19 protein-coding genes are annotated in these 24456 nt (G+C 67.0%); 3 read left to right on the forward strand and 16 right to left on the reverse strand.

The window, feature by feature from the left end; genetic code table 11:
* Positions 1-345: 345 nt before the first annotated feature.
* Genes ACPTTF_RS27485 through ACPTTF_RS27495 form a run of 3 tightly spaced genes read right to left on the reverse strand, consistent with a single transcriptional unit; the run spans position 346 to position 6504 of the window.
* Entirely contained in the window at positions 346-2808 is a 2463-nt protein-coding gene (locus tag ACPTTF_RS27485; protein WP_423369005.1) for a glycosyltransferase family 4 protein, read from the reverse strand.
* Entirely contained in the window at positions 2805-4271 is a 1467-nt protein-coding gene (locus ACPTTF_RS27490; protein ID WP_423369006.1) for a flippase, read from the reverse strand. The genes ACPTTF_RS27485 and ACPTTF_RS27490 overlap by 4 nt, the downstream gene beginning before the upstream one ends.
* A gap of 40 nt (positions 4272-4311) precedes the next feature.
* The gene (locus ACPTTF_RS27495; protein WP_423369891.1) at positions 4312-6504 is read right to left on the reverse strand and encodes a hypothetical protein; all 2193 of its coding nucleotides are present in this window, start codon (positions 6502-6504) and stop codon (positions 4312-4314) included.
* A gap of 498 nt (positions 6505-7002) precedes the next feature.
* Here ACPTTF_RS27495 and ACPTTF_RS27500 point away from each other — a divergent pair, with 498 nt between their 5' ends.
* From ACPTTF_RS27500 to ACPTTF_RS27510, 3 genes are read left to right on the forward strand one after another with little or no spacing between them, the layout of a single operon-like run.
* On the forward strand, positions 7003-8067 hold the full coding sequence (locus ACPTTF_RS27500; protein WP_423369007.1) for an acyltransferase family protein: 1065 nt from the start codon (positions 7003-7005) through the stop codon (positions 8065-8067).
* Positions 8068-8102: 35 nt separating this feature from the next.
* Positions 8103-9149, forward strand: coding sequence for a GDP-mannose 4,6-dehydratase (gene gmd, locus ACPTTF_RS27505; RefSeq protein WP_423369008.1), 1047 nt, complete (start codon positions 8103-8105; stop codon positions 9147-9149).
* Positions 9136-10107 (forward strand): NAD-dependent epimerase/dehydratase family protein, encoded by a 972-nt coding sequence (locus ACPTTF_RS27510; protein WP_423369009.1) that lies wholly within the window; start codon positions 9136-9138, stop codon positions 10105-10107. Before gmd ends, ACPTTF_RS27510 begins: the two co-directional genes overlap by 14 nt.
* 108 nt (positions 10108-10215) lie before the next feature.
* On the opposite strand, the gene ACPTTF_RS27515 is transcribed toward ACPTTF_RS27510, so the two are convergent.
* The 13 genes from ACPTTF_RS27515 to ACPTTF_RS27575 all read right to left on the reverse strand — a co-directional run bounded on the left by ACPTTF_RS27515 (position 10216) and on the right by ACPTTF_RS27575 (position 24434).
* A complete protein-coding gene (locus ACPTTF_RS27515) occupies positions 10216-11406 on the reverse strand; it encodes an O-succinylhomoserine sulfhydrylase (RefSeq protein ID WP_175829188.1) in 1191 nt (396 codons plus the stop codon).
* Positions 11407-11652: 246 nt separating this feature from the next.
* A complete protein-coding gene (gene purF, locus ACPTTF_RS27520) occupies positions 11653-13185 on the reverse strand; it encodes an amidophosphoribosyltransferase (RefSeq protein WP_166953638.1) in 1533 nt (510 codons plus the stop codon).
* 51 nt (positions 13186-13236) lie between these two features.
* Complete coding sequence (locus ACPTTF_RS27525; RefSeq protein WP_027782633.1) at positions 13237-13731, reverse strand: CvpA family protein; 495 nt, start codon at positions 13729-13731, stop codon at positions 13237-13239.
* Positions 13732-13737: 6 nt separating this feature from the next.
* Complete coding sequence (locus tag ACPTTF_RS27530; RefSeq protein ID WP_166953642.1) at positions 13738-14583, reverse strand: SPOR domain-containing protein; 846 nt, start codon at positions 14581-14583, stop codon at positions 13738-13740.
* A gap of 29 nt (positions 14584-14612) precedes the next feature.
* Positions 14613-15923, reverse strand: a complete 1311-nt coding sequence (gene folC, locus ACPTTF_RS27535; RefSeq protein WP_423369010.1) for a bifunctional tetrahydrofolate synthase/dihydrofolate synthase — start codon at positions 15921-15923, stop codon at positions 14613-14615.
* A gap of 100 nt (positions 15924-16023) precedes the next feature.
* On the reverse strand, positions 16024-16896 hold the full coding sequence (gene accD / locus ACPTTF_RS27540) for an acetyl-CoA carboxylase, carboxyltransferase subunit beta (protein WP_166953647.1): 873 nt from the start codon (positions 16894-16896) through the stop codon (positions 16024-16026).
* Between the two features lie 64 nt (positions 16897-16960).
* The gene (trpA, locus tag ACPTTF_RS27545) at positions 16961-17776 is read right to left on the reverse strand and encodes a tryptophan synthase subunit alpha (RefSeq protein WP_423369011.1); all 816 of its coding nucleotides are present in this window, start codon (positions 17774-17776) and stop codon (positions 16961-16963) included.
* A gap of 40 nt (positions 17777-17816) precedes the next feature.
* Complete coding sequence (locus tag ACPTTF_RS27550) at positions 17817-18668, reverse strand: DNA-methyltransferase (RefSeq protein ID WP_423369012.1); 852 nt, start codon at positions 18666-18668, stop codon at positions 17817-17819.
* Positions 18669-18677: 9 nt separating this feature from the next.
* The gene (gene trpB / locus ACPTTF_RS27555) at positions 18678-19871 is read right to left on the reverse strand and encodes a tryptophan synthase subunit beta (protein WP_166953653.1); all 1194 of its coding nucleotides are present in this window, start codon (positions 19869-19871) and stop codon (positions 18678-18680) included.
* Positions 19872-19926: 55 nt separating this feature from the next.
* Entirely contained in the window at positions 19927-20628 is a 702-nt protein-coding gene (locus ACPTTF_RS27560; RefSeq protein ID WP_423369892.1) for a phosphoribosylanthranilate isomerase, read from the reverse strand.
* Positions 20625-21437 (reverse strand): tRNA pseudouridine(38-40) synthase TruA, encoded by an 813-nt coding sequence (truA, locus tag ACPTTF_RS27565; RefSeq protein ID WP_423369013.1) that lies wholly within the window; start codon positions 21435-21437, stop codon positions 20625-20627. Before truA ends, ACPTTF_RS27560 begins: the two co-directional genes overlap by 4 nt.
* Positions 21437-23611 (reverse strand): FimV/HubP family polar landmark protein, encoded by a 2175-nt coding sequence (locus ACPTTF_RS27570; RefSeq protein WP_423369014.1) that lies wholly within the window; start codon positions 23609-23611, stop codon positions 21437-21439. The genes truA and ACPTTF_RS27570 overlap by 1 nt, the downstream gene beginning before the upstream one ends.
* 625 nt (positions 23612-24236) lie before the next feature.
* Positions 24237-24434 (reverse strand): hypothetical protein, encoded by a 198-nt coding sequence (locus ACPTTF_RS27575; protein ID WP_423369015.1) that lies wholly within the window; start codon positions 24432-24434, stop codon positions 24237-24239.
* Between the last annotated feature and the right edge of the window lie 22 nt (positions 24435-24456).

Genomic DNA, 24456 nt, shown 5'->3' on the forward strand with positions numbered 1-24456 from the left:
CCTTCTTGCGTTGCCTTCTTGCGTTGCCTTCTTGCGCTGCCTGCTTGCGCTGCCTGCTTGCGCTGCCTGCTTGCGCTGCCTACTCGCGCTGCCTACTCGCGTTGCCTACTCGCGTTGCCTACTCGCGTTGCCTACTCGCGTTGCCCTCTCGCGCTGCCCTCTCGCGCTGCCTTCTCGCATCGCCCGCCGCCCCCCCCCAATCGGCGATCGTTCAAGCACGCGCCCGCCAGGCCACGCAACAACCTGCCGACCACGCGCACGACCAAGCCCCGCGCTGAAAAACAAAGCCCCCACGCAGCGCATCGCCGCATGGGGGCCAGCTTCCGGAGCGGCTCGCGCCGGCTACTACTTCTTCGCCTTCGCGGCCTTCGCCGTATCCGAGAGGATCTTCTCGACGCGCTCCACATAGGTTTCGGTTCCAAACCGGCGCACCGCCGTCGCCCGCCCGCTCGCAACGAGCCGCTCGCGCAGCGCGCCGTCGCGCTTCAGCGTCTCCAGCGCATCGGCCAGCGCGGTCGCATCGCCCGGCGCGCAGAGTAGCCCGTTGTCGCCGTCCTCGATGATCTCGACGACGCCGCCCGCACGCGCCGCGACGACCGGCCGGCGCGCGAGCATCCCCTCGACGATCACCCGCCCGAACGGCTCCGGCGTGATCGACGTGTGCGCGACGACGTCGACCGCCGTCATGCACGCGGCCACGTCGCGCTGGAACCCGAGAAAATGCACGCGCTCGCCCATCCCGTGCCGGGCGACGTATTCGTGCAGCTGCGCGGCGTATTCGTCCTCGCCGAACAGCGGCGCGCCAACCAGCACCACGTGCATGTCGGGATGCCGCGCGGCGGCCTCCAGCAGCACGTGCTGCCCCTTCCAGCGCGCGAGGCGGCTGAACGAGCCGACGAGCCACGCCTGCTCGGGCAACCCCAGCCGCGCGCGCAGCGAGGCCTGGCTGACGCCTTCCAGCGCATCGAACGGCTCGGCCGAAATGCCGTTGAACACGACGTCGACGTGCTGCGGCGTGAAGCCCGTCAGCGCTCGGAACGCCTGCGCGGACGCGTCGGAGTTCGCGATCACGCGCGTGACGCCGAGCCGCGCGCAGTACTTGATCGCCAGCAGCTGCTTGCTGCCGAAATGGTCGGTACTGACGATATCGCGCAGGTGCCACACCACCGGCTTGCGCGCGAGCCGCCCGGCCAGCGCGGCGACCACCATCGCGCGCTGCGTGTTCGCGTAGATCACCTCGGCGCGGCGCGCGCGCCGCGCCACATCGCGCACGAGCCGGATGAGCTGCTTCAACGCGCCGACCGACACGCCGCCCTGCTTGCGCACGCCCGCGAGCGCACCCTGGTCGACCACGTCGACGCGCGCGCCGATCTCGTCGAGCGCCGCACGGAACGGGCCGTCGTCGAACAGCAGCACGTCGGCGTTCGCGCGCATGTGCTTCATGATCTCGAGCAGCGACAGCTCGGCGCCGCCGAGCACGCCGCTCTGGTCGAGCACGAGCGTCGCCGGGCCGCGCGCGGCCGGCATCCGTGCGATCGCCGTACCGCGCTGCGCGGTCGAGCCGGGCAGCGCGGCTTCCACGTAGTCGAGAAAGCGCCGCCGGAACGTATCGGCGGAAAACCGCGCCGCGTTCGCGCGGCATGCATTCGGCGTGAAGCGCTGCGGCGACCGCTCGAAATCGTCGACTGCCGCGACGATCGCGTGCGGCGTCTGTTCGTCGAAAAAGAGTCCCGTCGGATTCAGGTTCGATTGCGGGTCGAGCACGGTTTCGAGCGCGCCGCCCTTGCCGTACGCGATCACGGGCGTGCCGCACGCCTGCGCCTCGACAACCGAGATCCCGAAATCCTCCTCGGCCGCGAACACGAACGCCTTCGCGCGCCGCATCCGGTCGTGCAGCACCGCGAACGGCTGGTAGCCCATGATCTCGACGTTCGGGCCTGCTTTCGCGCGGATCTTCTGCATCTCGGGGCCGTCGCCGATCACGACGAGCTTGCGCTCGGGCGTCTTCGAGAACGCCTCGACGATCAGGTCGATCTTCTTGTAAGGCACCATCCGCGACGCGGTCAGGTAGAAATCGTCCTTCTCCGCGTTCAGCGAAAACGCGTCGACGTCGACCGGCGGGAAGATCACCGCCGCGTCGCGGTGGTAGACCTTCCTGATGCGCCGCGCGATGAACGCGGAGTTCGCGACGAAGCCGTCCACCGCGTTCGCGGTGCGCGTGTCCCAGTTGCGGATGTAGTGCAGGATCATCCGCGCGAGCAGCGATTTCGGCCCGTGCGTGAGGTTCGACTGTTCCAGGTACTGGTGCTGCAGGTCCCATGCGTAGCGGATCGGCGAATGCACGTAGCTGATGTGCACCTGGTCCGGCCCCGTCAGCACGCCCTTCGCGACCGCGTGGCTGCTCGAGATCACGAGGTCGTACTCCGACACGTCGAGCTGCTCGATCGCGAGCGGCATCAACGGCAGGTAGCTGCGGTACTTGGTGCGCGCGAACGGCAGCTTCTGGATGAACGACGTCGTCACCGGCTTGCCGCGCACGAACGCGCGGTCGTCGAGGAAATCGACGAGGCTGAACAGGTCGGCGTCGGGAAAACACGCGACGATCTGTTCGAGCACGCGCTCGGCGCCCGCATAGGTGACGAGCCAGTCGTGGACGATCGCCACGCGCAGCGTGCGCGCCGGGTGGCGCGCGCTGGCCCGTTCGGCCGGCAGCACCCGGCGCAGCGCGGCGGCGTCGCCCGCTTCGGCCACGGCCGCATCGGCGGTGGAGAGATTCAATACGGCGTGTTCCGCCAGATCGCGATTCATACGGTTTTCCTCGCATTGAGACGGACAAACAGGTCGCGCACGAGCGCGCGCAGCCCCGGCGTCATCGTGAGCGACCACGCGACGTTCAACAGCAGCACGACCGCGCACATGCCGATCGATTCGCCGAGCCCCGGCCATGCTTGCGCCAGGAACAGGCTCGCCAGCAGGAACGCGAGGTGCGCGAGCATGTCGAGCACGATCGCGCGCATCCGGATCGCCGACAGGTAAAGCAGCACGCCGTAGTCGACGAACGCGCGCACCGCGACGACCACCGCCGCACCGACCAGTCCGAAGTGATGGATGCCGAACCACAGGCCACCGACGAAGAACGGCATCTGGACCAGCCCGGCAAATGCCGCGCGGGACGGATTGACCTGCGACTGGATCAGGATCCGCGTCACACTCGCCTGGCCGACGAGCCACACGCTGATCACCAGCACGCGGCCGACGGGCGCCGAATGCGCGGCGAGATCCGCGCCGACCCACAGCGTGAGGAACGGTGCGAGCGCAAAGATCGCGACGATACCGACCGGCGTGAACACGCCGTTCAGGAATTCGAGCGACTGGCGCGCGAGCGTGTCCGCATGATCGCGGCCGACCGCCGACAGGCGCGGGAACAGCGTGCGCACGAGCGCGTTCGGCAGCATGTTCAGCCGCGTGACGAGGTTCTGCGGCACCGTGTAGTAAGTGACGAACTTCGCGCCCATGCCGGCGCCGAGCATCACGCGGTCGAGCGTGTCGGCGATCATGCTCGTCGTGCTCGCGATCAGCATCCAGCCGCCGAAATTGAACAGCCCTTTCGCGGTGCCCCACTGCGGCGGATCGATGCGCCGGATCCCGAGCACCTTGATGCTGGCCTGGCCGAGCATCACCGCCGCGATCAGGCGCGCGACGACCGCCGCCGCCAGCACCGTCTGCAGGTTCGGCGCGATCCACCACGCGGCGCCGAGCGGCAGCAGCTGGAACAGGAACGTGCCGATCGTCTGGTTCGTGTTGAACACGCCGAAACGTTCGGCACCGTTGATCGCGCCGGCAAACACCCACGACACGTTCGCCAGCGGAATTGCGAGCGCGAGCCACGGCAGCGCGAGATACACCTCGTGCTGCATCGCCGCCGATACCTTCGTGAAATACGCGGTGTAGATGAACGCGCCGAAATAGATCAGCAGCCCGCCCACGATGCCGGTGCCGAGATTCAGCCAGAACGCGCTCCAGAACACGCGTGCGCTTTCGTCGGCGTTGCCGCTCGCGAGCGCCTTCGAGATGTGGTTCTGCGCGGCCATGCTCATCCCGAGATCGAGGATCCCGAAATAGCCGATCAGCGTCCACACGAGGCTGACGACGCCATAGCGTTCGACGCCGAGCGCGTGGATATACGCGGGCACCGTCACCAGCGACACGAAGGTCGGCAGGATCAGCCCGACGAAGTTGATCGAAACGTTCTTGAGTATGCCTTTGTCCATGCTTATGCCTTGAGTGACAGCGACGACGGCGCGCCGCCCGTCACGGTTTCCAGCGATACATCAGCACCTTGCCGCGCGCGTCTTCCTCGACGAACACGAGGTATTCGCCGTTCTCGCGCCGGAACGCACTGATGCCGAACGGCACGTCGACCCAGCCGGATGCCTTGCCGACCTCGGTGCCCGGGCTCATCACGCCCACTTCCTTGCCGGTGTCCTTGTCGTACACGTGGATCTTGCCGACCGGCTCCACCCCGAAGAGGTAGCGGCCCTCGACCGTGATCCCGATCAGGTCGAAGATCGGCTTCGCATCGAGCTGCCACGGCAGCGCGACCTGGTAGCGCACGACCGGCGAGCCCGTCGACCACTTGTCGAAGCGGATCAGCACGCGGCCCACTTCCTTGTTGATACCCGGCTGCGGCGGTGCATCGGCCGTGTAACCGGTCACGTACAGCGTGTCCGTCTGCGCGTCGTAGATCGAGCGGCGCAGCTGCGTGAACGGCTGCGGCATCGGATAGGTCGTGACCTTGTCGTACGAGTAGATCGGGTTGCCGGCCTTGTCGACGCCGCCGTACTGGAAGCGGTGGATGCCGCGCACGTCGCTGGTGCGCCAGATGTCGCCCTTCGTGTCGACCCACCAGCCCCAGCCGCCGGCCTTCGCCTTGCCGGTCGTATTGAGCGTGAACTCGTCGGCGTCGAGCCGGCCGTTGCCGTTCGCGTCGCGCCACAGCCAGTCGCCGCCCGGCGGCTTGTTCGGCACGTTGTCGACCGGCCGCGCGCGGCCCGCGATCAGACCGGACGGAATCGCGACTTCGCCGTCGCGCTTCGCGTCGAAGCGGTAGATCTTCAGGTGATCGGCGTACATGTCGGTCAGGTACAGGAACGTGCGGCCGTCCAGGCGACGCGCGATCGGCATGCCCGGCCACTGGTCCGTATGGAACACGGGATCGTCCGGATACTTGAAGCGGTTCGAGAGGAAGCCGACGTATTTCCAGTCCTGGCCCGGCGGCTTCGACAGGTCGAGCTCGAAGCGCTTGTTGCCCGTGTACACGCTGTTCGGCCGCGCGGGGTCGAGCCACGCGCCGTCGACGAACAGCAGCCCCTGCACCTGCCAGCGCAGCTTGCCCTCCGGCGTGTAGCTTTCGAGCACCGCGCCGAGCCCCGCGCCGATCGTGTCGTGACGCGGCCCGATGCCGTTCATCGACACATAGATGTTGCCCGCGCGGTCGACGCCGACACCCGTCAGCCCGTTGAAACGCTGCGGCCCGGGCCGGCCCGGCACCGGGCCCGCGAAGATGCCGCCGCGCTCGCCGAGCGTGCCCGACTGCGCATAGCCCTTGCCGCCTTTCGAGAAGATCAGGATCTGCTGGCGCGGGCCGTTGTCCGCGACGAGCACGCGCCCTTTCGCGTCGACTGCCACGTCCACCGCGTCGGTGCCTTCCGGCAGCGCGGGCACGTCGTCGAGCTTGCGGCCGTCGGCGCGCACGTGCACCAGGTGCGCGGGCCCCTTGATCGTGTCCGTGAGCAGCCACAGCGTGCCGTCGCCCGCGAGCGCGATGCGGCCCGGCTCGTGCACGCTCCACGTGCCCTTCTGCTGCATCGTCTCCGCGTCGTACACGTCCACCGCGTCGCGCGACGGGTTCGTCGCGAACAGCAGCTTGTCGTCGGCCGCGAGGCCGCCGACTTCCGCCTTCTGCTCGCCCACTTCCGAGCGCGCGGGAGCCGGCACCTCGTTCATCATCATGAAGCTCGCGGCCATCCGCGCGCGGCCGGCATCGGCACGCCCGCCAGGTGCCGCCTGCGGCGCCGCGCGGAACGGTGCGGGCTGCTTCATGTCGCCGATCGTGCGGCGCGAGATGCCGAACCACTGCTTGCCCTTGTCCGGCCAGATGCCGGGCGACTGCAGGTGGCCGCGCTCGTTGCCGACACCGATCGCGACGTACGCGTACTTGCTGTTCACGGCGATCGCGCTGCCGCCGAGGTTGCCCCAGCCGTGCGTACCGCCGGCGAAGCCGAGCATCTTCCCGTCCTGGTAGACACTCGCCTCGGCCCCGCTCTCGTCCCACGGCGCATTCGTATACACCTTGCCTTCAGGCGTCACCGCGATCGCGCGGATGTCGATCTGCGTCCAGCTGCCGTCGCCATAGCCGAATGTATTGCCGATCCACGACGTCGTCGCGGGCAACACCGTTTCGGCCGGCGCGGCGCTCGTCAGCAGCGTCGCGCATACCGTCATGCCTACCAGAATCAGACGTCGCAATGCGCTTCTCCAGACTTGATGCAACAGCGACCGGCACCGCCGCGGACTGCCGCCGACACACCCTGTCGCTAAATAGGTTTCAAACGTCGCGATGCAGGTTACAAGCAAAAATAATCACAAGAAATTTGGAAATATTTGGGGATGTTTCCGCCTGAAATATCGAACCGGAACAGATGTGCAAAGGCACCCGAAAGCGGCAATAACGACCGTCTTTCGCTTTTCGGTGCGTAGAAAATGCCGCCTCGCGCCGCCTGCCGGGGCCTTCCGGGCGGCGACCTCTCATCCCGCGACCGAAATAATCGGCATTTGAATATTTGTCTTCAGATAAATGACGCGCGTTTTTTTGCCGATTTCTTTTCCCTAGAATCGATTTCGATTCGATATTTCATTTAATGGCATGCATTACGTTCACGTTTACGCATCGGATGTGCGACACGCCCCGGCTCACGCCGCGTGTCGCGAAGGAGCGGCGCGATGACGGGCATCTCGCGATCCGCCGACCTGGCCCCGCCGCAACATGGCCGCATCGTGCAGCTCGACGGGCTGCGCGCGATCGCGGTGGGCGCCGTGTTCCTGCAGCACGCGCTGAAGGCGCCGCTCTGGATGGGCGTCGACCTGTTCTTCGTGCTGAGCGGCCTGCTGATCACCGGCATCCTGCTCGATCGCAAGGCACGCGGGCAGTCGTACTTCAGCCACTTCTACGCACGCCGCGTGCGCCGCATCCTGCCGCCGTACGTGTTGCTGCTGGTGGTGTCGACGATCCTGTTCGGCGCGAGCTGGCTGCCGCACTGGCCGTGGTTCGCGTTCTTCTCGACCAACATCGGGCTGTCGCTCGGCAGCATCGGCCACGACAGCCTGAACGTGCTGTGGTCGCTCGCGGTCGAGGAGCAGTTCTATATCTTCTGGCCGTTCGTCGTGCTGTGGTGCTCGGAGCGCGCGCTGCTGTGGGTCGCCGCCGCGCTGATCGTCGCGGCCCCCGTGCTGCGCGCGATCGCGACGCCGTGGTTCGACTCGTTCTGGCCGATCTACTACCTGACGCCGTTCCGGATGGACCTGCTCGCGGCCGGCGCGCTGCTCGCGATCGTGCTGCGCCGCGACCGGCGCGCGCTGGAGCCGTTCTATCCGCTCGCGATCGTCGGCGCGCTCGTGTCGCTCGCAATCCTCGGCTGGCTGCACCTGTCGTTCCCGCGCTTTCGCGCCGCGAACACGCCGCTGTCGAATGCGGCGCTCTACAGCATCTCCCTGCTGCTGTGCACGTCGATCGTCGTGATCGCGCTGCGCGGCCGCGGCCTCGTGCAGCGCGTGCTGACGAACCCGCTGCTCGTCTACGTAGGTACCGTCAGCTACACCGTGTACCTGATCCACCTCAGCGTGCTGTACGCGCTGTGGCCGCTGCACCTGAACCGCTTCGTCACGGCCGCGCTCGCGCTGGCGATCACGCTCGCTTACGCGACCCTGAGCTGGTACGGCTTCGAACGGCGCCTGACACGCGGCCCCGCACGCCGCGCGCTGCCGGCCGCCGCCGGCACGACCGCCTGAATTCCACCCTCCATCGTTTCTACCAGGACAACGTCATGAGCCAAACTCGCAAGAAGGCCATCATTACCGGGATCTCGGGGCAAGACGGCGCCTACCTGACCAAGCTGCTGCTCGACAAGGGCTACGAAGTCACCGGCACCTACCGCCGCACCAGCTCGGTGAATTTCTGGCGCATCGCCGAGCTCGGCGTCGACACGCACCCGAACCTCACGCTCGTCGAACACGACCTGACCGACGCCGGCTCGAGCCTGCGCCTGCTCGAACGCACGCAGCCCGACGAGCTGTACAACCTCGCCGCGCAGAGCTTCGTCGGCGTGTCGTTCGACCAGCCGGCGACGACCGCCGAAGTGACGGGCCTCGGGCCGTTGAACCTGCTCGAGGCGATCCGCGTCGTGAGCCCGAAAACGCGCTTCTATCAGGCCTCGACATCCGAGATGTTCGGCAAGGTGCAGTCGATTCCGCAGACGGAGGCGACCTCGTTCTATCCGCGCAGCCCGTACGGCGTCGCGAAACTGTACGCACACTGGATGACGGTGAACTACCGCGAGTCGTACGGCCTGTTCGGCAGCAGCGGCATCCTGTTCAACCACGAATCGCCGCTGCGTGGCCGCGAGTTCGTCACGCGCAAGATCACCGACACCATCGCGAAGATCAAGCTCGGCAAGGCGACCCGCCTCGAGCTGGGCAACCTCGACGCGAAGCGCGACTGGGGCTTCGCGCTCGAGTACGTCGAAGGCATGTGGCGCATGCTGCAGGCCAACGAGCCCGACACCTACGTGCTCGCGACCAACCGCACCGAGACCGTGCGCGATTTCGTGCGGATGGCGTTCGCGGCAGCCGGCTACCAGATCGAATGGACCGGCAAGGGCGAACAGGAACGCGGCCTCGACGCATCGAACGGCAACGTGCTCGTGGAAGTGAACACGAAGTTCTACCGCCCTGCCGAGGTCGACCTGCTGATCGGCTGCGCCGACAAGGCCAAATCGAAGCTCGGCTGGGAACCGAAGACGACGCTCGAACAACTTTGCCAGATGATGGTCGAAGCGGATTTGACGCGGAATCAACACCATGACACGTTCTGAAGCCGGACGCCCGTCACGCCGTGCGTTCGTCACGGGCCTGACGGGCTTCACGGGCCGCTACATGGCCGAGCGCCTGCAGGCGGCAGGCTATGACGTCTGGGGCACGGTCGCGCCTGGCATGGCGCAGCCCGACGATCCGGCGTTCGCGCACTGCACGCTGCTGCCCGTCGACCTGCTCGACGCGCAAGCGGTGCGCGCGGCGGCCGCCGACGCCCGGCCCGATGCGGTCGTCCATCTCGCCGCGCGCGCGCATGTCGCGCAGGACGAGCCGTCGCAAACTTACGCGGTCAACATCGTCGGCACCCGCAACCTGCTGGCTGCGCTTGCGGGCCTCGATCGCCGCCCGTCGGCCGTGCTGCTCGCCAGCAGCGCGAACATCTACGGCAATTCGACGGCCGGCGTGCTCGACGAAACCGCCGCCCCCGCCCCGGCGAACGACTACGCGGTCAGCAAGCTCGCGATGGAATATGCGGCGAAGCTGTGGGCCGACCGACTGCCGATCGTGATCGCGCGGCCGTTCAACTACACGGGTGTCGGCCAGAGCGATGCGTACCTGCTGCCGAAGCTCGTCGCGCACTATGCGCGCAACGAACCACGGATCTCGCTCGGCAACCTCGACGTGAGCCGCGATTTCTCCGACGTGCGCGACGTGACGGCCGCGTACCTGAAGCTGGTCGAAGCCGCGCCGGCCGGCGAGACGTTCAACGTCTGCTCGGAGCGCGCGTATTCGCTGAAGGAAGTGCTGGCGATGCTGTCGCGCATCGCCGGCTACGTGATCGACGTGACGATCGATCCGCGTTTCGTGCGGCACAACGAGGTGAAAAGCCTCTCCGGGTCGCGCGACAAGCTGCGGCGCGCGGTGGGCGAGCTGCCCGTCACGCCGCTCGACGACACGCTGCGATGGATGGTGGAAGCGATGCGCAACGACGCGCGCGCGGACGGACATCGCACCGGCTGAGCCGCGCGACTTCGTCGACACAAAAAACAAAGGGCCGTTCGCGCAAGCGAACGGCCCTTTGTCCATCGTCACGTCAAATCACGTCACGACATGCATGACGTGCCGCGCTCAGCCTTCGAGCCCACGCGCGAGATCCTTGCGCAGGTCGCCCGCATCTTCCAGGCCGACCGACAAGCGGATCAGCCCTTCGCTGATCCCCGCTGCCGCGCGCGCTTCCGGCGTGATACGGCCGTGCGTGGTGGTCGCCGGATGCGTAATGGTCGTACGCGTGTCGCCGAGGTTGCCGGTGATCGAGATCAGCTTCGTGTTGTCGATCACGCGCCAGGCATTCGCGCGCTGCTGTTCGGGCGTGTCGCCCTTCAGCTCGAACGACAGGATCGCCCCGCCCGCTTTCTGCTGACGTTTCGCGAGTTCGTGCTGCGGGTGCGATTCGAGGCCCGGATGAAACACGCGGGCGACGGCCGGATGCGAATCGAGCCAGCGCGCGATTTCCAGCGCGTTCGCCGATTGCTTCTCGACGCGCAGCGACAGCGTCTCCATCCCCTTCAGCAGCACCCATGCGTTGAACGCCGACAGCGTCGGGCCCGCACTGCGCACGAACGGGAACACCTTGCCCATGATGAATTCCTTCGAGCCGACCAGCGCGCCGCCGAGCACGCGGCCCTGGCCATCGAGGAATTTCGTCGCCGAGTGCATCACGACGTCCGCGCCGAGCTTCAGCGGCTGCTGCAGCACCGGGCTGCAGAAACAGTTGTCGACGACGAACAGCGCGTTCGATGCCTTCGCGATCTTGCCGATCGCCTCGATGTCGGCGAGTTCGGTCAGCGGATTCGACGGCGTCTCGAGGAAGAACATCTTCGTTTCCGGACGCACAGCTTCCTTCCATGCGTTCAGGTCGGTCGGGTCGACGAAGGTCGTCGTGATCCCGAACTTGCTGAAGATCTGCGAGAACATCCCGAGCGTCGAGCCGAACAGGCTGCGCGAGCTGACGAGGTGGTCGCCGGCCTGCAGCGCGGCCATCACGACCGACATGATCGCGGCCATGCCCGATGCCGTCGCGATGCACGCCTCGCCGCCCTCGAGCGCCGCGAGACGGTCCTGGAACATGGTGACGGTCGGGTTCGTAAAGCGCGAATAGGTGAAGTAGTCTTCCGAATTCGCGAAGCGCTCGGCCGCGTCGGCCGCGCTCTGGAAGCAGAAGCTCGACGTGAGGAACAGCGCTTCCGAGTGCTCGTTGAAGTCGCTGCGCAGCGTGCCCGCGCGCACGGCAAGCGTGTCGAAGTTGAGGGAGTCGTCCATGTTCCGTTTTTCCGTATTCGATGGCCGCGCTGGTCGCGCGAACCCAGTCAAGACCAGGCCAAAACAAAAAGCCCGCTATGCGTCGGCATCAGCGGGCTTCGGTGCGGTACGACAGCGATCGACTCGGGCCGGTTGTCACCGGCCTTCGCTTTAGCTGTTTTGGGAAGTCGCCCCGCGTCCGCAAGCTGATATCAAATCGACGCAAGGCCACATCCTATCACGCTTCGTCAAAAGCGCGCGCCGGTGTCACTCGACCGACAATTGCAGGTTCATCTGCGAACGCTCGGTGTCGCCGGCCGTATCGCGATCGGCCTGCGATGCCGGCGCGAGACGCGCGCGCTCGATCGCATCGAGATACTCCGGCGTCACGTCGCCGGTGATGTAGTTGCCGTCGAAGCACGATGCCTCGAAGCGTTCGAGCTTCGGGTTGATGTCGCGCACCGCGCGGCGCAGGTCGTCGACGTCCTGATAGATCAGGTGGTCGGCGCCGATCATCTTCGCGACTTCTTCGTCGGTGCGGCCGTGTGCGACGAGCTCGCCGCGCGTCGGCATGTCGATGCCGTACACGTTCGGGAACTTCACGGGCGGCGCCGCCGACGCGAAGATCACCGACTTCGCGCCCGCATCGCGCGCCATCTGCACGATTTCATGCGAGGTCGTGCCGCGCACGATCGAATCGTCGACGATCAGTACGTTCTTGTCCTTGAACTCGATGCTCATCGCGTTGAGCTTCTGGCGCACCGACTTCTTGCGCACGGCCTGCCCCGGCATGATGAACGTACGGCCGACGTAGCGGTTCTTGAAGAAGCCTTCGCGATACTCGACGCCGAGCTTCGCGGCAACCTGCATCGCGGCCGGGCGCGACGAATCGGGAATCGGCATCACGACGTCGATCGGCACGTTCGGCAGTTCGCGCTTGATCTTCTCGGCGAGATAGTCGCCCATGCGCAGGCGCACGTTGTAGACCGGCACGCCGTCGAGGCACGAATCCGGACGCGCGAGGTACACGTATTCGAACATGCACGGATTCAGCGTCGGCTGCTCCGCGCACTGCTGGCTGTGGAAGTTGCCGGCCGGATCGATGAAGATCGCCTCGCCCGGCTGCACGTCGCGCACGAACTCGAAACCGATGCCTTCGACGGCCACCGACTCCGACGCGACCATCCATTCGGTGCCGTGCTCGGTCTCGAGCTTGCCGATGCACAGCGGACGGATGCCGAACGGGTCGCGGAATGCGAGCAGGCCGTAGCCGGCGATCAGCGACACGATCGCATACGAACCCTGCAGGCGACGATGCACGCCCGAGACCGCCTTGAACACCGACGCCGGATCGAGCTCGAGGCCCGTGGTCGACAGTTGCAGCTCGTGCGCGAACACGTTGAGCAGCACTTCGCTGTCGGAATTGGTGTTGATGTGCCGGCGATCGATCCGGAACATCTCGTCCTTCAGTTGCTGCCAGTTCGTCAGGTTGCCGTTGTGCGCGAGGATGATCCCGAACGGCGCGTTCACGTAGAACGGCTGCGCTTCGGCCTCGCTCGACGCCGAACCGGCCGTCGGGTAGCGCACCTGGCCGATGCCGTAGGTGCCGGGCAGGCTGCGCATGTTGCGCGTGCGGAACACGTCGCGCACCATGCCGTTCGCCTTGTACATGTGGAAATTGCTGCCGTCCACCGTCGCGATGCCCGCCGCGTCCTGACCGCGATGCTGCAACAGCAGCAGGCTGTCATAGATCAGCTGATTGACCGGGGATTGGGAGATAACGCCTACGATGCCGCACATGGCATGTCCTTCAGAATGACAAAATCGGTTCCGTCCTGCCCGGCCGCGTCGTCACACGCGTACGTACTGGGCCATGCCGTCGGGCAGGAGCTGCTTCAGCTCGTGCACGCCCTGTTCGGCGAAAGGACGCAATAGCGCATTGCGCCAGAAATCCTGTTTGGGCAGTTCGGTCAGCCCGGCCGCCGCGACCAGCAGCACCACCAGCACACAGCCGCGGACGAGCCCGAACATCATGCCCAGCGAGCGGTCGACGCCGCCCAGGCCACTTGCCTGCGCGATCCGCGACAGCAGCGCGTTGGCGACGCCGGCGACCAGCACCACGCCGATCACGAGCAACGCGAAAGCGATCACCCACTGCGTCAGCGCGCCGCCCGGCCAGTTCGCCGGGATGTATGGCACGACCAGCCCGACGTAGCGGCCCGCGATCACGATCGCCGCAATCCAGCCGATCAGCCCGAATATCTCCGACACGAAGCCGCGCCACGCACCGCGCAGCGCCGACAACACGATCACCGCCAATACAGCGTAGTCGAAAGCCGTCAGCATCGTGCGTTACTGCGTCAGGCCGGCTTCGCGCACCTTCGCGATCGCGGCGGAAGCCGCCGCGCGATCCGCGAACGGGCCGGCACGCAACAGTGTAGCCGTGCTGCCGTCCGACTGCTTGCGATGCTCGACATATGCGGGCACGCCCGCCGATTTCAACTTGGTGGCCCACGAACGGGCCGTCGCGTCGTCCTTGAACGAGCCGAGCTGCACCGCGAAGCGCGCACCGGCCGGCGATGCCGGCGACGACGCGTCGCCGCTGTCCGGGCTCGCGGCGTCGGCATTCGCGACGGCCGCAGGCGCGGGTGCGGGCTTCGGCGCAGCCGGCTTCGCCACCGGGGCAGCCGGTTTCGGCGCAGGCTTCGGCGGCGTCACGCTCGCCGTGGTCGTGTTATCGGGTTTCGCGGCCGGCTTGTCGGCGTCCTTCGGCACGGGGGCCGGCGCCGCCGCAACGGCGACATCGGATGCCGGCGGTTCGTCGTGCGCGACGCCCGCTTGCACATCGGATGCGTCATCGTCGCGCGGCGCGACCGCCTGGTGCGCAGGCCGGTTCGGAATGTCGATTGCGATGTCGTCCGTCACCGGCTTCGGGTGCGAATCGAGCACCATCGGCAGCACGATCACGGCTGCCACGACGAGCGCGATCGCACCGACGAGGCGACGGCGTGCGCGTTGCTTTTCTGGAAGGGTCGGATCGAGGAGCAGCGCGTCCGATTCCGGACGCTCGGTGCGGCGCGAGCGACGCTCGACGCGTTCAGTGGTGCGCTCCGTGCGCACGTTCCGGGAGGCCCCGGTGCGACCGCCGCGCCGCGGGGGCGCGTCGTCGTCTTTTTTACCGAACGAGAAAATTCCCATGAATGGCTGAGTCCGAAACTGCCCGTCAGTCAGTGTTGCTGCGATTTACGGTAGGCCAGCACGCCGGCAACCGTATGGAAACTGCCGAAAACCACGATTCTATCATTCTCGGATGCTCTTTTTAGTGCATCGCGAAACGCTTCGGCGGGCGACGTGTAACGCGTGACGCTCGAATCGGGCCCCTCCTCCACGCCGGCCTTGCGCAGCGCGGCTTCGAGCTGCTCCGCGGAAGCCGCGCGCGGCAGCGGCAGGTCGGTCACGCACCAGTGGTCGATCTCGCCCTTCAGGTGCTGCAGCACGCCGTCGATGTCCTTGTCGTGCATCGCGCCGAACACCGCGTACGTGTACGGGAAGAAACCCATGTTGCCGAGGTTCTGCTCGAGCACGGCCGATGCATGCGGGTTGTGCGCGACGTCGAGCACGATCGCGGGCTTGCCGGGCAGCACCTGGAAGCGCCCCGGCAGCTCGACGTTCGCGAGGCCGAGCCGGATGTCCTGCGCCGACACCGGCAGCACCGGGCGCAGCGCTTCGAGCGCGGCGAGCGCGGCCGATGCATTGATCAGCTGATTCGCGCCGCGCAGCGCCGGATACGCCAGCGACGGATAGCGCTTCTCGCGGCCGAGGTAGCTCCACTGCTGGCGCTCCGCGCCTGCCTGCGCCTCGTAGCGGAAATCGCGGCCGACGAGCCACAGGTCGGCGCCGATCGCTTCGGCGTGGTCGATCAGCGTTTGCGGCGCGGCCGGATCGCCGCAGATCGCCGGCTTGCCGGCACGGAAGATCCCGGCCTTCTCGAACGCGATCTTCTCGCGCGTGTCGCCGAGGTATTCGGTGTGGTCGATGTCGATGCTCGTCACGATCGCGCAATCGGTATCGATGATGTTCACCGCATCGAGCCGCCCGCCGAGGCCGACTTCGAGGATCACCGCGTCGAGCCCGCGCGACGCGAACAGGTGCAGGATCGCGAGCGTCGTGAATTCGAAGTACGTGAGCGACACGGGCTCGGGCAGCGACGTACGCGCGGCTTCGACGGCCTCGAAGTGCGGCAGCAGTTCGTCATCGGTAACGTTCTGCCCGTTCACGCGCGCGCGCTCGTTGAAGTCGAGCAGGTGCGGCGACGTGTGGCAGCCGACCTTGTAGCCCGCGCGCACGAGGATCGTCTCGAGGAACGCGCAGGTCGAGCCCTTGCCGTTCGTGCCGCCAACGGTGATGACGGGGCACGCGAATTCGAGCTGCAGCGCCGCCTTGACCTGCCCGATACGGGTCAGGCCCATGTCGATGCCGACCGGGTGCGCGCGTTCGAGATGCGAAAGCCACGCGTCGAGAGTGGGAAAAGTGCTCATCGGATCAAATCTGGATCGGTACCGCCACTACGCCAAAAAACGAAGCGCGCCGCCTGACGCTGAAGCCAGGCGACGCGCAGAGTTCACAACCTTGCGCCGGTCAAGCCAGCGCGTCGGCCGGCTGTCGCTGCAGCAGCGCGAGCAACTGCGCGATCTCGTCGCGCATCTTGCGGCGGTCGACGATCATGTCGATCGCGCCCGTCGTCAGCAGGAATTCAGCGCGCTGGAAGCCTTCCGGCAGCTTCTCGCGGACCGTCTGCTCGATCACGCGCGGGCCGGCGAAGCCGATCAGCGCCTTCGGTTCGGCGATCACGACGTCGCCGAGGAATGCAAAGCTCGCCGACACGCCACCCATCGTCGGGTCGGTCAGCACCGAGATGAACGGCAGCTTCGCTTCGGCCAGCTTGGTCAGCATCGCGGTGGTTTTCGCCATCTGCATCAGCGACAGCAGGCTTTCCTGCATCCGTGCACCGCCCGAAGCGGTGAAGCAGATGAACGGCACCTGCTGTTCGAGCGCGTTCTGCGCGCCGCGTGCGAAGCGCTCGCCGACCACCGAGCCCATCGAGCCGCCCATGAACGAGAACTCGAAGCAGGCCGCGACCACCGGCAGCGTGTGGATCGCACCGCCCATCACGACCATCGCGTCGGTTTCGCCCGTGTCGTCCATCGCTTCCTTCAGACGATCGGGGTACTTGCGGCTGTCCTTGAACTTCAGCGTATCGACCGGCACGATTTCCTGGCCGATCTCGTAGCGGCCTTCCGGATCGAGCAGCCCGTCGAGGCGCTCACGCGCGCCGATGCGCATGTGGTGATCGCACTTCGGGCACACGTGCAGGTTCGCGTCCACGTCGTTGCGGTACAGCACGGCCTCGCAGGACGGGCACTTGACCCACAGGCCTTCCGGAATACCCTTGCGGCTTTTCGGGTCGGTCTGCTTGATCTTCGGCGGCAACAGTTTGTCGAGCCAGCTCATCGTATGGTTTCCTGTTCCGTGGCGGGCCGGGCCGCATGGCCCGTTCCCGCTTCCTGTGTTGTGTTTATCGCGCCGTCTTGCCCGCGCCGTCCAGGGCGGCGCGCAGCTCGGCAATGAAAGTCTTCAGCGCGGCGGCGGCACCCTCCGGCGCAGCGCTTTCGAGCAGCTGCACGAGGCGGCTGCCGATCACGACCGCGTCCGACACTTCGGCCACCGCGCGCGCCGTTTCGGCGTCGCGGATACCGAAGCCGACGCCGACCGGAACCGGCACACGCGACTTGATGGCCGGGATTTTACCCGCAATGCTCGAAACATCCAGATTTCCTGCGCCGGTCACGCCCTTGAGCGACACGTAATACACGTAGCCGCTCGCGATCTTGCCGACGTCGGCGATACGTTCGTCGGTCGACGTGGGCGCGAGCAGGAAGATCGGATCGATCTGCGCGGCGCGCATTTTCTCGGCGAACACGCCCGCCTCTTCCGGCGGATAGTCGACAACGAGCACGCCGTCGACACCGGCCGCCTGCGCTTCGGCAGCGAACGTGTCGACGCCCATCCGCTCGATCGGGTTCGCATAGCCCATCAGCACCACGGGCGTTTTGGGGTCGATTTCGCGAAAGCGCTTCACGTCGGCGAGCACGCTCTTGAGCGTGACGCCGCGCGCGAGCGCGCGTTCCGACGAGCGCTGGATCACGGGGCCGTCGGCCATCGGGTCCGAGAACGGCACGCCGAGTTCGATCACGTCCGCGCCGCCTTCGGCGAGCGCGTGCATGAATTCGACGGTTTTGGCGGGATCCGGGTCGCCGGCCGTGATGAACGGGATCAGGCCCTTACGGCCTTGTTCGGCGAGTGCGGCGAAGGTTTGCTGAATACGGGACATGGCAATTTTCCTCAATGCTTCGGCGACGCGGCTGCGCGATTCACGCGCACGCCGGCGCAGCGAGCGCGTTCACGCGCTCGTGCGCGATCGCACAATAGCTTTCGTTGATCTCGTAGCCGACGAAGTCGCGCCCCTGCCGTGCGCAGGCCACCGCGGTCGTGCCGCTGCCCATGAACGGATCGAGCACGCGGCCGCCCGGCGGGCAGCTTGCGAGCACCATCCGCTCGATGATTTCCAGCGGCTTCTGGGTCGGGTGATCGACGCGCTCCGCGTGCTGCCGGTGCAGGCGCGAGACCGACCAGACGTCCTTCGGGTTGTAGCCCATCTCCAGCCACTTGCTGCCTTCGAACAGCTTGCGCGAGCGGGCCTTCTTCGTGTCGGCGTCGTACGGGATGCGGACCGGATCGAGATCGAAGTAATACGCCTTGGAAACCGCGAAAAAGCCGATGTTGTCGTGCACCGACGTGAAACGGCGCGTCGTGCCGCCCATGCTCGGCACGCGCCGGTCCCAGATGATCTCGTTGACCATCGTGAGTTGCGTCTTCAGGAAACTGAAGATTTCCGGCGCGTACTGCCACGTGCAGAAGATGTACATCGAGCCGCTCGGCTTCAGCTTCGGAATCGCGATCTCGAGCCACTCGCGTGTCCACGCGAGAAAATCGTCGCCCGAGCGCTTGTCCGAGTCGTTGCCGTAGTCCTTGCCGAGCCCGTACGGCGGATCGGCGACGATCAGGTCGATCGACGCGTCCGGCAGGTGCGCGGCATCGGTCAGGAAATCGCGGTTATGCAGTTCAATCCCGGACGGCAGCGCGCGCGGCACGGCAGCGGCGGGCTGAACCGCCCCCGCCTCGCTCGCGGCACCGCCGCCCGGTTCTTCGATCAGGTCACGCATCGGTCGGGGTCAGAGCTCGATGCCCGATCGCTCGGCGACCGTATGCATGTCCTTGTCGCCGCGGCCCGACAGGTTGACGAGCAGGATCTTGTCCTTCGGCAACGTCGGCGCGAGCTTCACGCCATACGCGATCGCGTGGCTCGACTCGAGCGCGGGAATGATCCCCTCGATCCGGCAGCAGTCGTGGAACGCCTTCAGCGCTTCCTCGTCGGTAATGCCGACGTACTGCGCCCGGCCGCTGTCCTTCAGCCACGCGTGCTCGGGGCCGACGCCCGGATAGTCGAGGCCCGCCGACACCGAATGCGTCTCGATGATCTGGCCGTCGTCGTCCTGCAGCAGGTAGGTGCGGTTGCCGTGCAGCACGCCCGGGCTACCGGCGATCAGCGACGCCGCGTGATGGCCCGTGTCGAGGCCGTCGCCGGCCGCTTCGACGCCGATCAGCTGCACCGAGGTGTCGTCGATGTACGGATAGAAGATGCCCATCGCGTTCGAGCCGCCGCCGACGCAGGCGATTACCGCGTCCGGCTGCCGGCCCGCGAGTTCGGGCATCTGCACCTTGCACTCGTCACCGATCACGCGCTGGAAGTCGCGCACCATCATCGGGTACGGGTGCGGGCCCGCGACCGTGCCGATGATGTAGAACGTGTTCTCGATGTTCGTGACCCAGTCGCGCATCGCTTCGTTCAGCGCGTCCTTCAGCGTACGCGAACCCGATTCGACCGGCACGACGGTCGCGCCAAGCAGCTTCATCCGGTAGACGTTCGCAGCCTGACGGCGCACGTCTTCCGAACCCATGTAGACGACGCACTCCATCCCGAAGCGGGCGCAGATCGTCGCGGTCGCGACGCCGTGCTGGCCGGCGCCCGTCTCGGCGATCACGCGCTTCTTGCCCATGCGCTTCGCGAGCAGCGCCTGGCCGATCACGTTGTTGATCTTGTGCGCACCCGTGTGGTTCAGGTCTTCGCGCTTCAGGTAGATCTGCGCGCCGCCGAGCGTCTCGCTCCAGCGCTGCGCGTGATAGATCGGCGACGGGCGGCCGACGAAATGCTTCAGCTCGCGCTCGAATTCGGCGACGAAACCGGGCTCGTTCTGGAATTTTTCATACGCCGCGCGCAGTTCGTCCAGCGCGTGAATCAGCGTCTCGGCGACGAACACGCCGCCATACGGGCCGAAGTGGCCGCGATCATCAGGAAGGTTGTACATGGTGTCTCTCTCGATCGGTCGGTGCGCCCCGCTTTCGGGGCCGCACCGGCTTGCATCACCCGGCGTCCGCTTCGCGCACCGCGCGTACGAACGCCGCCATCCGGGCGTGATCCTTCACGCCCTTCGCGCCCTCCACTTCGATGCCACTCGAGACATCGACAGCAAACGGGCGCAACTGGCGAATCGCATCACCGACGTTTTGCGCGCTCAAGCCACCACTCAAAACGGCCCGATGCGCGAGCTCTGCGGGAATAAGAGACCAATCGAAGACCTTGCCGCTACCGCCGTAATCCGGCACCAGGGTGTCGAACAGGAGGCCGCGCGCTTTCGAATAATGAAGACCCGATTCTACCAAATCGGCCGATTGCGTCGAGGGGCCGACGCGCACCGCGCGCAACCACGGCAGGCGTGCCGCGCGGCCGAGTGCGTCACACTGCTCGGGCGTCTCGTCGCCATGGAACTGCAGCAGCGTGAGCGGTACGTCGCGCACGACGGCCTCGATCTCGGCTTCGGTCGCATTCACGAACAGCCCGACCACCGACACGAACGGCGGCGCGAGGCGCGCCAGCTCCGCCGCCTGCGCGATCGTCACCGCGCGCGGGCTCTTCGGATAGAACACGAGGCCGATCGCATCGGCGCCGAGCGCCGCCGCGTGCAGCACGTCCTCGGGACGCGACAGCCCGCATAGCTTGATGCGCGTGCGCGGCGGCAGGCCGGCCGCGGCGGGGGTCGAAGGAGACACGGCGTGATCCATCATGATTGAGGGTCCAGATCGGCCCAGACGCTGCTCCACGGCACGCTGCCGAGCTGCGCGGGCGGGACGGCGAATTCCGCCGGGTAGCCGACGTGGGCGAGATACAGCCCGTCGGCCATGAACGTGGGGGCCGCAAGGTTGCGGTCGCGCCCGGCCAGCACGCCGGCAAGCCAGTCGGCCGGATAGCGGCCGCGACCGACCGCGACGAGGCAGCCCATCAGGTTGCGCACCATGTGGTGCAGGAACGCGTTGGCGCGGAACCGGAAATGAATGAAATGGCCCACGCGCCGCACGTCGATCTGGTACAGGTGTTTGACCGGCGTCTTCGACTGGCATTCCGACGACCGGAACGACGAGAAGTCGTGCTCGCCGATCAGGTGCGCGGCGGCGGCGCGCATCGCGTCGTCGTCGAGCGGCGTATGGATCCAGCCCGCGCGCCCCGCCAGCATCGGCGAGCGCACGGGATGCACGTACAGCGCGTAGTAATAGGTGCGCTCGAACGCCGAGAAACGCGCGTGGAACGTCTCCGGCATCGGCTTCGCCCACTGCACCGCCACGGTCGGCGGCAGGAACGCGTTGGTGCCGCGCACCCACGAGAAAACCTCGCGATCCAGGTCGGTATCGAAGTGCACGACCTGCCCGAGCCCGTGCACGCCTGTATCGGTCCGCCCAGCCACCGTCGTATGCAGCGGCACGCGCGCGAACTCGGCCAGCGCACGCTCGAGCCGATCCTGCACGGTCTTGCCGTGCGGCTGCGCCTGCCAGCCGCAGAACGCCGTGCCGTCATACTGAACGCCGAGCGCGATCCGCATCACGCCTCGTCCGCCAGCTTCGCGAGCAGCGCACGTGCGTCGTCGCGCGTCGCGGTGTCGTTCGCGTCGACCACTTCCTGCAGCAGCGTCCGCGCGCCGGACAGGTCACCCAGCTCCACGTATTCGGCCGCGAGGTCGAGCTTGTTGCGCGCGATGCGGGCGAGCTCGTCCGGCGTCAGCGCCGGTAAAGCGGCTCCCGGCGTGGGCGGCAAGTCGAGATCGAAGTCGAGCTTCAGCGCGCCGAACTGCGCGCCGCCGAGCGGCGGCAGCGACGACGTCGCGAACGGGCCGCCCGCCTGGCCGGCAGGCGTCGCCATGTCCGGCTCCCAATCGAACTCGTCGTCCTGGTCGGCCGGGTGGTGCACGGCAGGATCGATCGCGCCAATCGGCTGGCGCGGATCGACTTGACCGTTAGTTGCAGTTATCTCGGTGTCGGACTGCCCTGCCCGCGCGGCCGACTCGTCCGCCGTCAGCGACGACTCGTCCGGCATGCGCGGCGGCAGCGGCATGTCGAGGCTGTTGAGCGCGCTGATCGCGTTCTGCATCAGCGCCGCGTGCTGCACGTCGGCGGCCGCGGGTGCGATCGGCGCCTCGGCAAGCTTTTCCCCCGGCTTTTCGGCAGCGACCGCCTCTACCGGCTCGGCATCGTGCTGAACCGGAACCGGAGCCACCTCGCTCGCGGGCGGCACTACGGCATGCGCGACCGGCAATTCGGGTTGCTCGTCATGCAGCTTCGCCTCTTCCGGTGCCGGCGTCTCATCCGTATCCGGCGTCTCGACCGTATCGACCGTCTCCGCCGCTGCAGCAGTCGCCGCGGCAAGGCTCAAGTCGGAAGCCGCGTCGCGTGCAACCGGCATCTCGGGCCGGATCGGCAGTTCCGGTTCGAAAGACGGCGCGGCTTCGACTTCTGTCGTCGCAGCCGCGGTACCGCCCGCTGCGGCCGCAGCAGCCGTCGCATCCGTACCCGCGGCAGCCGTCGCGCCCGTACCCGCATCACCCGTTTCTTCCTTGCGTCGGCCGTTCCGGCGCTTGCGCCACGCGAAACCTGCCGCAAGGACAATCACGGCCGCACCGGCCACCGCGACCGGACGCCAGTCCATCTGCTCGGTACGGCGTGCAGGAACCGCCACCGGCGCGGCCGGTTGTGTGGGCGCCGATACCGATGCCGGCTGCACCGCGCTGGCGGCGACGCCGGACGCGGTTTCGCCTGCCGTCGGCGCGGCAGAGGACGCGGCCGCATCGTTCGCGGCCGGACGCAGCGCGACGGGCGCCGGAGCCGGCGCGACCGCGTTCGTCGTGGCCGGCTTGCCGATGCCGTGCTTCTGCAATTCCATCAGCACACGGTTCTTCAACGCCAGCAGTTGCTGCAGGCTCGACGGCCGCGGCTGCGGCTGCGACGCGCCCGTGACAGGCGCCGCCCCGGCCGGTTCGTTCATGCCCGAAACCTGGCTGCCTGCTGCAGGCGGGAGCGCGACACCGCTCGCTGACGACGGCACTGACTGGATCGTGCCGCTCCACACGTGGGGACCGCTTGCACCGGCAACGGGCGCTGCCGTCTGCGTGCTGTCGACAGCCGATGCACCGTGCGCAGCCGAAGCGCCGATCGATGCCGATGCGCCGGTGGCTGTCGCGACGCTCGCGCCGCTCACCGGAGCCGCATGCACGGCCGGCGCCACCGGCGCGGATGGCACGGTTGCCCCGGGAGTCGACCCCGGATGCGGCGCGGACGCACCATGCTGCGCGACCGGCGTGCCGCTGGACGCCGCGGCGGGCGCGGACGCTGCCGCCGCACCCGATGCGCCCGATGCGCCGGCCGGCACGAGTGCCGCGCCTGTCGCGTCGAGCGCCGGCACGTTCAGCGTCGCGCCGACTTTCAGGCGGCTCGCGTCGTGCTTCATGAACGCCTGCGGATTGGCGTCGAACAGCGCGCGGCCGGCGCGCGCGAGCACACCGGGATCGCGCGACTGCGTGGCCGCTTTCGCGATGTCGTTCAGCGACTGGCCGGGCTGGACCGTCACGGTAAGCGGCACTGCGCCGCCGGCAGCGGACGCCGGCAGTTCGCCGGTGCCGGCCGCCCAGGCCGATGCGGTTGCGCCGAGCGCCAGGATCGCCAGCGCGCCACGCACGGCGCGCGACAGACGGGACTGACGCGGAAACAAGGAAATTCGGGACATCGTTGGCTCTATCGCCGCGCGCGGGCGCGGCTCGGATTCGCGGTTGAAAGCGTCAATAAAATTGCCGCAGAAATGCAAAAGCGTCGCGTGGAACGCGACGCTTTCGGCGGGTCTGTGCGTCGTAACCGCGTAGTTTACTTCACGCGATCAGGTTCGGGCCGAATTCGTCGCCGATGGGTGCAACCGGTCGCGTTCGCGCGTCGGCGCGGCCGGCACCCGGGCCGCGCCGATGCCCGGGCGTACACGGTGCGACCAGCGCTCCCGATCGATCGGAAGCACACCGCCCTCAGCTGAAAAAACCGCCCGGCCGCATCGCATCCCGAACGAGCGACGCGGCCTTTGCCCGCTCGCCAGGCGGTCTGCACAAGCCGGGGCTCGATGCCGCGTCACGACCGGAGAATCGGGCACATTTGCTTAATAATTCGCGCTGCCTGCCGTTAATGGATTAGCAACCGCCAATCAAAATAAATCCCGCCCGCCACCAATCCCATTCAAATAAATTTCAATTGATCGATAAGAGGCCAATCCCCCTCTCTTATCGTCGAATTGAACATTTACACCCCGAAACCCCCGCCACACAAGGCTCTACGCCCTCAACCCCGCCTCATTGCTCATACGAAATCAATCATTTCGCCAGTAATTCAATTACATTACACAAAATTACACAGATCGAATAACTGCTGTCGCTACGATCGTCTTCAAACAAGAATCGGCGCAATTCGACCATCGCGCTCGCACCTGCCGGAAAGGCGGGCACGCGGTCGGCCGGGCTGACGTCGCGAGGTGCCAGGGAGGCATCGCGCAGTCGCACGACTGCATTCACTCACCAGCTCGTTACGGGGATC

The organism is Burkholderia crassaminum, assembly GCF_964265005.1.
Taxonomy (GTDB): domain Bacteria; phylum Pseudomonadota; class Gammaproteobacteria; order Burkholderiales; family Burkholderiaceae; genus Burkholderia.

Bases quoted from the DNA above. Each gene is read 5' to 3' on its own strand.
- ACPTTF_RS27485 (WP_423369005.1), bottom strand. From the start codon at position 2,808: ATGAATCGCGATCTGGCGGAACACGCCGTATTGAATCTCTCCACCGCC.
- accD (WP_166953647.1), bottom strand. From the start codon at position 16,896: ATGAGCTGGCTCGACAAACTGTTGCCGCCGAAGATCAAGCAGACCGAC.
- truA (WP_423369013.1), bottom strand. From the start codon at position 21,437: ATGCGGATCGCGCTCGGCGTTCAGTATGACGGCACGGCGTTCTGCGGC.
- purF (WP_166953638.1), bottom strand. From the start codon at position 13,185: ATGTGCGGCATCGTAGGCGTTATCTCCCAATCCCCGGTCAATCAGCTG.
- ACPTTF_RS27570 (WP_423369014.1), bottom strand. From the start codon at position 23,611: ATGTCCCGAATTTCCTTGTTTCCGCGTCAGTCCCGTCTGTCGCGCGCC.
- ACPTTF_RS27530 (WP_166953642.1), bottom strand. From the start codon at position 14,583: ATGGGAATTTTCTCGTTCGGTAAAAAAGACGACGACGCGCCCCCGCGG.
- ACPTTF_RS27550 (WP_423369012.1), bottom strand. From the start codon at position 18,668: ATGCGTGACCTGATCGAAGAACCGGGCGGCGGTGCCGCGAGCGAGGCG.
- folC (WP_423369010.1), bottom strand. From the start codon at position 15,923: ATGAGCACTTTTCCCACTCTCGACGCGTGGCTTTCGCATCTCGAACGC.
- ACPTTF_RS27495 (WP_423369891.1), bottom strand. From the start codon at position 6,504: ATGACGGTATGCGCGACGCTGCTGACGAGCGCCGCGCCGGCCGAAACG.
- ACPTTF_RS27490 (WP_423369006.1), bottom strand. From the start codon at position 4,271: ATGGACAAAGGCATACTCAAGAACGTTTCGATCAACTTCGTCGGGCTG.
- ACPTTF_RS27510 (WP_423369009.1), top strand. From the start codon at position 9,136: ATGACACGTTCTGAAGCCGGACGCCCGTCACGCCGTGCGTTCGTCACG.
- ACPTTF_RS27515 (WP_175829188.1), bottom strand. From the start codon at position 11,406: ATGGACGACTCCCTCAACTTCGACACGCTTGCCGTGCGCGCGGGCACG.
- trpB (WP_166953653.1), bottom strand. From the start codon at position 19,871: ATGTACAACCTTCCTGATGATCGCGGCCACTTCGGCCCGTATGGCGGC.
- ACPTTF_RS27525 (WP_027782633.1), bottom strand. From the start codon at position 13,731: ATGCTGACGGCTTTCGACTACGCTGTATTGGCGGTGATCGTGTTGTCG.
- trpA (WP_423369011.1), bottom strand. From the start codon at position 17,776: ATGTCCCGTATTCAGCAAACCTTCGCCGCACTCGCCGAACAAGGCCGT.
- gmd (WP_423369008.1), top strand. From the start codon at position 8,103: ATGAGCCAAACTCGCAAGAAGGCCATCATTACCGGGATCTCGGGGCAA.
- ACPTTF_RS27560 (WP_423369892.1), bottom strand. From the start codon at position 20,628: ATGATGGATCACGCCGTGTCTCCTTCGACCCCCGCCGCGGCCGGCCTG.
- ACPTTF_RS27500 (WP_423369007.1), top strand. From the start codon at position 7,003: ATGACGGGCATCTCGCGATCCGCCGACCTGGCCCCGCCGCAACATGGC.